9 protein-coding genes are annotated in these 6,400 nt (G+C 64.2%); 5 read left to right on the top strand and 4 right to left on the bottom strand.

Features of this window, described 5'->3' with window-relative positions:
* Positions 1–619: translation initiation factor eIF-2B (locus tag C493_RS01195; RefSeq protein ID WP_049889062.1), on the top strand; the 619-nt coding region annotated here is incomplete at its 5' end.
* A gap of 19 nt (positions 620–638) precedes the next feature.
* On the opposite strand, the gene C493_RS01190 is transcribed toward C493_RS01195, so the two are convergent.
* Positions 639–1,355 carry a ThuA domain-containing protein gene (locus C493_RS01190; RefSeq protein ID WP_007257559.1) on the bottom strand — a complete coding sequence of 239 codons (717 nt, stop codon included), beginning with the start codon at positions 1,353–1,355 and terminating at the stop codon, positions 639–641.
* A gap of 276 nt (positions 1,356–1,631) precedes the next feature.
* On the opposite strand from C493_RS01190, the gene C493_RS01185 reads away from it, so the two are divergent.
* Positions 1,632–2,747: a Gfo/Idh/MocA family protein gene (locus C493_RS01185; protein ID WP_007257558.1), complete on the top strand. Its 1,116-nt coding sequence runs from the start codon at positions 1,632–1,634 to the stop codon at positions 2,745–2,747.
* 159 nt (positions 2,748–2,906) lie between these two features.
* On the opposite strand, the gene psmB is transcribed toward C493_RS01185, so the two are convergent.
* Together psmB and C493_RS01175 are read right to left on the bottom strand one after the other, a co-directional pair.
* A complete protein-coding gene (gene psmB / locus C493_RS01180; protein WP_007257557.1) occupies positions 2,907–3,638 on the bottom strand; it encodes an archaeal proteasome endopeptidase complex subunit beta in 732 nt (243 codons plus the stop codon).
* Between the two features lie 154 nt (positions 3,639–3,792).
* Positions 3,793–3,972: a hypothetical protein gene (locus C493_RS01175; RefSeq protein ID WP_007257556.1), complete on the bottom strand. Its 180-nt coding sequence runs from the start codon at positions 3,970–3,972 to the stop codon at positions 3,793–3,795.
* A 360-nt stretch (positions 3,973–4,332) separates the two neighbouring features.
* On the opposite strand from C493_RS01175, the gene C493_RS01170 reads away from it, so the two are divergent.
* The 3 genes from C493_RS01170 (at position 4,333) to C493_RS22930 (ending at position 5,695) form a co-directional block, all read left to right on the top strand.
* Entirely contained in the window at positions 4,333–4,686 is a 354-nt protein-coding gene (locus tag C493_RS01170) for a DUF555 domain-containing protein (RefSeq protein ID WP_007257555.1), read from the top strand.
* A 131-nt stretch (positions 4,687–4,817) separates the two neighbouring features.
* Complete coding sequence (locus tag C493_RS01165; RefSeq protein ID WP_007257554.1) at positions 4,818–5,357, top strand: CBS domain-containing protein; 540 nt, start codon at positions 4,818–4,820, stop codon at positions 5,355–5,357.
* Between the two features lie 86 nt (positions 5,358–5,443).
* On the top strand, positions 5,444–5,695 hold the full coding sequence (locus C493_RS22930) for a HalOD1 output domain-containing protein (RefSeq protein ID WP_161606874.1): 252 nt from the start codon (positions 5,444–5,446) through the stop codon (positions 5,693–5,695).
* A gap of 16 nt (positions 5,696–5,711) precedes the next feature.
* Here C493_RS22930 and C493_RS01155 read toward each other — a convergent pair whose 3' ends face one another.
* Positions 5,712–6,125, bottom strand: a complete 414-nt coding sequence (locus C493_RS01155) for a MarR family winged helix-turn-helix transcriptional regulator (RefSeq protein ID WP_007257552.1) — start codon at positions 6,123–6,125, stop codon at positions 5,712–5,714.
* Positions 6,126–6,400: the final 275 nt, after the last annotated feature.

Below are 6,400 nucleotides of genomic sequence, written 5' to 3'. Positions count from 1 at the left end.
CCGCTCAGAGATGTGTATAAGAGACAGGCTCACCGAAGAGAAAATCGACGCCGTCGTCACCAGAGTCGAGGCCGGCAAGGACCGGGCGGCCGAGAACGCCGTCGCCCACCTCGAGGACGGCGCGACGTTGCTGACCCACGACTACTCCTCGACCGTCCTCGAGGCCATCGAACGCGCCGTCGAGGCCGGCAAGACGTTCGACGTCTACGTGACCGAGGCCCGGCCGCGCTACATCGGGCGGAAAACGACGCGCGCGCTCGCCGGTCTCGAGGGCGTCGAGACGACGCTGATCACCGACAGCGCCCACGGTATCTATCTCGAGGACTGTGACCGCGTCGTCGTCGGCATGGACTGTATCGTCGACGAGACGCTGTACAACCGTGTCGGGACGTTCCCGATCGCCGCGACCGCCGCCCAGCTCGACGTCCCCGTCACGGTGCTCGGCTCGGCGTCGAAGATCGTCTCCGAGGGGTTCGTCTTCGAGAACGAGTTCCGCCCGGGAAGCGAAGTCATGCCCGAGCCGGCGGAGGGGTTCGTCGTCGAGAACCCAAGCTACGACGCGACGCCGGTCGAGTTGCTCGAGAGCGTGATCACCGACGAAGGCAGACAGGAGTTCTAGACCAGGAGCCCGGTTCGGTTCAGTCTCGCTCGCCGAACGTCCGGGGTGCACCCTCGCGCGGTGCGGCCCACTCGACTGCGTTACGGAGTACGCGTCGGATCGCCTCGTTTTCGTAGATCGGATACGTCTCGTGGCCGGGTCGGAAGTAGAAGAGTCGGCCGCTCCCCCGGCGATAACAACAGCCGCTGCGAAAGACCTCGCCGCCCTCGAACCAGCTGTTGAACACCAGTCGGTCGGGCTCGGGCACGTCGAACGGCTCCCCGTACATCTCCGTTCGCGGGAGTTCGATCGACCCCTCGAGGCCGTCGGCGATCGGGTGGCCCGGATCGACGACCCAGAGGCGTTCGGTCCCGCCGTCCTCGCGGTACTGGAGGCTACAGGTGGTCCCCATGAGCCGCTTGAACGGCTTCGAGTAGTGACCCGAGTGGAGCACGATCAGGCCCATCCCCTCGAGGACGCGCTCCTGGACGCGGTCGACGACCTCGTCGGCGACCTCGTCGTGAGCTTCGTGGCCCCACCACAGCAGGACGTCGGTCGACTCGAGGACGGTCTCGGTGAGGCCGTGTTCTGGCTCGTCGAGCGTCGCGGTTCGGAGTTCGTGGCCCGTCTTGGTTCCGTCGGCGCGTTCGGCGAGCGCGTCGGCGATCGTCGCGTGGATGCCGTCAGGGTAGACGGCGGCGACGGCATCGTCTTCGCGTTCGTGGCGAAACTCGTTCCAGATAGTGACGTCGACCATCCCCTCGACGTCGTCGCTACCGGCCCTTCAGTCGGACGGTAGTCGCCGACGACAGTCCAAATCAAATGTACGTTTTCCCGATGTATCCGGTCGTATGACGGCGTAATACTGTCTTTCTCCATGAAAGACAGGGAAACCGTACAGATTAATCGGTCACAACCCTTATTTCGATCGACGCTCGTCTCTCTCTATGGATCGGGATCGCTTACAAACGACGAAAGGGCAGATTTCTCACAGTATCTCCGTCTCGTTCGACCGGCAATCGGGGGTTTCGCGATGATCGGCGCCGGGATCGGCGTCGGCATCGTCGGGCTCGGCGGAATGGGGCATCTCCACGCGCGATCGATCACGGAACTCGGGGCCGACGTCGTCGCGGGGGCCGACCTCGTCGAGGCCCAACGCCAGCGTTTCAGCGACGAGTTCGGCGCGCGGACCTACGAGACCCACGAGGGTCTCGTCGCGGACGAGGCCGTCGACGCCGTCATCGTTACGACGCCCAATCGGTTTCACGAACCGATCGCCGTCGACGCCCTCGAGGCCGGCTGTCACGTCCTCGTCGAGAAACCGCTCGCACACACTCTGGAAAGTGCCGAGCGGATCGCTCGGACGGCCGCACGCGCCGACGGCGTCTGTATGGTGGGCTTTCACAACCGCCACGCCGCTTCGATGGCCATGTTCGACGAGCAACACGCCCGCGGCCGCTTCGGCGAGCTCACTCACGTCGAGGCGAACTACGTGCGACGACGCGGCGTTCCCGGCCCCGGCTCGTGGTTCACCGATCCCGAACTCGCCGGCGGCGGCGCCTTACTCGACATCGGCGTTCACGCGCTCGATCTCGCCCTCTACGCCCTCGACTTTCCGGAGATCGCGGAAGTGTCGGGAGTCGCCCGATCCACCTTCGGCGCCGACGACGAGTACGCCGATCCCGACGGCTTCGGCGACAACTGGGACGCCGAGAACGAACGCTACGAGGTCGACGACTCCGTCAGCGCCTTCATCCGGACCGCGGCGGGACAGACCATCTCGCTCGAGGCCGCCTGGGCGACCAACCGCGAACCGAGCATGGACTTTCGGGTTCGGGGTACCGACGCGGGCGCGCAGTTCGACATCGGCGACACCGCCCTCGAGATCTTAGAGACCGGGACGGCCGGCGGCGACCACTACGCCGACGTGGCGATGCGCGGCGACGAGTCGCTGACGGGCTACACCGAGCAGGACGAGCAGTTCCTCCGCGCCGTCGTCTCGGAGGCGCCGCCCGAAACGAACACCGTCGAAGAGGCGCTGACCGTCCAGCGCGTCATCGAGGCGATCTACCGCTCGAGCGAGACCGGGCGCGCGACCCAGCTCGCCGAACCGGAACTCGAGGCCGAACAGCGCGCACAGATCAACTAGTCGACGGTCTAGCCGCCGTCGCTCTCGTCGTTTTCTCTCCGTTCTACTGCGCTGTGTGCCAACTCGGAGCCGCTGCTCGAGAGAGCCACGGCTTTCCCGGAGAAAGCGGAAGAATCGATTGTCGTGACAGGACGGCTGGCCGGATCGATGAGCGGCCGATTAGATGACTTCGTCGAAGTCGTGGTGGCCGTGGATGTCGACGCCCTCGCCGGTGATCTCGCAGAGGAAAACGCCGTTGCCGGAGCCGGTGTCGCGCTCGGCGGCGGACTTGATGCTCCGTGCGGCGATCGTCTTCGCCTCCTCGTTCGAGAGGCCGTCCTCGTAGGCCTGCTCTAAGTGACCGTAGGCGAGTTGCATGCCCGAGCCGGTGACGGTGTAGTCGTCTTTCATGACGCCGCCGGCGGGGTCGATGCTGTAGACGTGGCTGCCCTCGTCGTCGACGCCGCCCAGAATCGGGTGGATGGCGAAGAACGGGCCGCCGCGAGCGAAGTTGCCCGCGAGCGTCGCGAGCGCGTCGATGCTCATCCCCTCGCCGCGTCGGGCTTCGTAGAGGTTGACCTCGGCGCGGAGACTCGAGATGAACGACTGGGCGCCGCCGACGCTGCCGACGAGGGTGAGCGCGCCGGTCGGGTGAATCTGCTCGACCTTCTGGACGTTCTTGTTCGAGACGAACCGGCCGCCGAGGCTGGCGCGCATGTCCGTCGCGATGACGACGCCGTCGGTCGTCGTGATACCGATCGTCGTCGTTCCGGTCTTGTTGACGTTATCCAGATCGGCGCGCGTGAGATCGTTCTGCGGCATCGATCCGATTTCGGGCCCGTACGGGTCGGAGTCGTCGGCCAACTGGTCGACCGTCCGGGAGAAGTCCGAGTGCTGGTGCGGTCCTCGCATTGACCGAACGTTACGACCGGCACGATATAAAACACCGGCGGTCACCGCCGCCGTTTCCGCTTCCAGAAGCAGTTGCTCTCGAGTCGAACAGCGAAAGAAACGGCGGGGAAAACGGGCGTCCGCCGTCGGCGAGTGTGATGAGTGTCAGATTCGGTTACGCGTCCTCGGCCTGGCTGGCTTCGTAGGCGTCCTCGACGTTCTCGAGGAGGCGATGGATCGGGAGGGTGATCCCGGCCTGGCGGGCGGCGATTGCGAGTGGCATCATGGCGATACCGGCCACGATACACAGTTGGTACAGTCCGAACAGGGTCGCGCGGTACACGCGGGATATCATCAGCGTTCAGGCGTGCTGAGTCGGAGGGTGTATATAAGCTTTCTTGAACAGAATTAACGATAATGATCGATAATTTCCTACAGGGTCGCCGCCGTCGTGCGATTCAACTACGATTTCTCTCGAGACAACTACAGGCGGATACTGACCGATGTACACCTAAGGAGACGGGAATCGACGCGGGTCATCCGCATAACTTATCGGAATCATTCGGCTCACGTGCGCACTCGAGCGCGACGATCGATCGGCTGTGTTAGACTCGAGACTCCCACCCGTGGGCCCGGTGACCGTCGGCCGTGCGTTCGGTCTCTCACGCCGCCGACGAACCGCAAGACAGGAAACCCCCCGGGACGACCACTCTGTATGAGCAATTATCTCGTCGCGATGGAAGCGGCGTGGCTGGTTCGTGACGTCGAGGCGATCGACGACGCGATCGGCGTCGCCGTCAGCGAGGCCGGGAAGCGACTCAACAGCGAGAACATGGACTACGTCGAGGTCGAGGTCGGCGCGACGGGCTGTCCCGCCTGCGGCGAACCGTTCGACTCCGCGTTCATCGCGGCCGACACCGCCCTCGTGGGTCTGGCCCTCGAGATGGAGGTCTTCAACGCCGACAGCGAGGAACACGCCTCCCGGATCGCCAAAAGCGAGGTCGGCGGCGCGCTGCGCGACGTTCCCCTCTCGGTCGTCGAAATCATCGAGACCCCAGAAGACGACTGAGTCGACGGCGATCGAACGGCGATCGAACGGCGGTCGGCGGCCGACGCCCGATACCAGACACCCGACGTCGAAGTAGCGACGGTGGCACGTCGACCCAAAGTATTTTTGATAACCCGTGGTTATTGTAGCGTATGGAACTCCCGACGCCCGCGGACCTGCGCCAGCGACGGACCGACCTCGGGCTGACCCAGAGCGAACTCGCGGAGACGGCCGACGTCTCCCAGCCGCTGATCGCCCGTATCGAGGGCGGCGACGTCGATCCGCGCCTCTCGACGCTGCGGCGGATCGTCAACGCCCTAGAGAAGGCCGAAAGCGACGTCGTCCGCGCCGAGGATCTGATGAACGAAGCCGTCGTCAACGTCTCGCCGGACGACCCCGTAACGGCCGCCGCCCGGAAGATGGAGGAGGAAGCCTACTCGCAACTGGCAGTCATCCAGGACGGCATTCCGGTCGGATCGATCAGCCAGAGCGACCTCGTCCACCTCGACTCCGAAGCGCGCGACGAACCCGTCGAATCGCACATGAGCGAGAGCTTCCCGACGGTTTCGAAGGACGCGACGCTGGACGAGATCAGCAACTTGCTCGAGCACTACAAGGCCGTCATGATCACCGAGGCCGGCGAGACCGTCGGCATCATCACCGAAGCCGACATCGCCTCGCGGTTCTCCTGAACGGTTAACCGAACGTTTTTGACCCAGTTCTCGACGAGTGCCGTTTCCCCCTCGAGCGAGCGCTCGTCGACGACAAACGGTCGCCGATACGGGTCGAACACATCTCCGACGCGGAGACGCCACCGAGATACGCCATCGAAAACGTCGCTCCCGGTCACTCGCTGGCGAACCTCGGAACCCGGCCGTACGACCACGTCGATTCCGAGGCGCTCGATCGCCTCGTTGCTCCGGACCGATCGAACGCCGTTTCGGTCACGCTGCCGATCCACGCGAAGCGACAGTACATCGTACACGTCCACGAGGACGGCCGACTCGTCGTCCGGCGTGCAGAGCGGTGATCGGCGATCGAACCGCTCACTCGCGGTCGGGACGGGGTGCGTTCTCGTATTTCACCATCTTCTCCGGTTTATCAGAAATCGTTCCGTAAATCAGACGGAGCGTCTCCTCGGCTTGCAGAAGGTTGTGTCGCTCGAGCAGTTCTCGACCCGCGTCGGTCAACCCGTAGAACTTCCAGGGATAGCCCTGTCGGCGTTCGTCGTCGGGAAGTGCGACTTCCTCGACGACGCCGGCGTCGATCAGCTTCTGGACGTGTTTGTAGACGGTCGCCTCGCTGACGCTCGGGTTCAGTCGCTCGAGTTCGTACATCGAGGGCAGCCCTTCGGGGGGTTGTAGGATGTTGCTCAGGATCGCGAACCGGGTCTCTTGCGTGACGAAATGCAGGAGTTCGCGCGTCTCCGTCCCGCCGGCCGCCCCCGCGTCGGTACTCATGGGCGGACCTACGGGGTCAGTGCCCAAGTAGTTTACTCCAGAGTAAATCACCCTCGAGTACCCTGCACTCAGAATCGGTGTCGGTCGTCGCGCCGGTCGCAGTTTCGGAAACGGAATCGAGGGATTGACATCCACCCACGACTGAAGTCGTGGGATTCCTCTCGTGGGAATCTTAGTCGTTCTGAACTTCTCCGAGAGCGATATTCCCGCTTGACGCGGTACTTTGGTTTGTGTACTCCTCGTTGGCCGTTGTCTCCACGAGGGAGAGCGGGCTG

The organism is Natronolimnohabitans innermongolicus JCM 12255 (genome assembly GCF_000337215.1).
GTDB classification, from domain to species: Archaea; Halobacteriota; Halobacteria; order Halobacteriales; family Natrialbaceae; genus Natronolimnohabitans; species Natronolimnohabitans innermongolicus.
The sequence above is the reverse complement of the archived record's forward strand: the minus strand, read 5'-3'. Positions and strand labels throughout refer to the sequence as shown.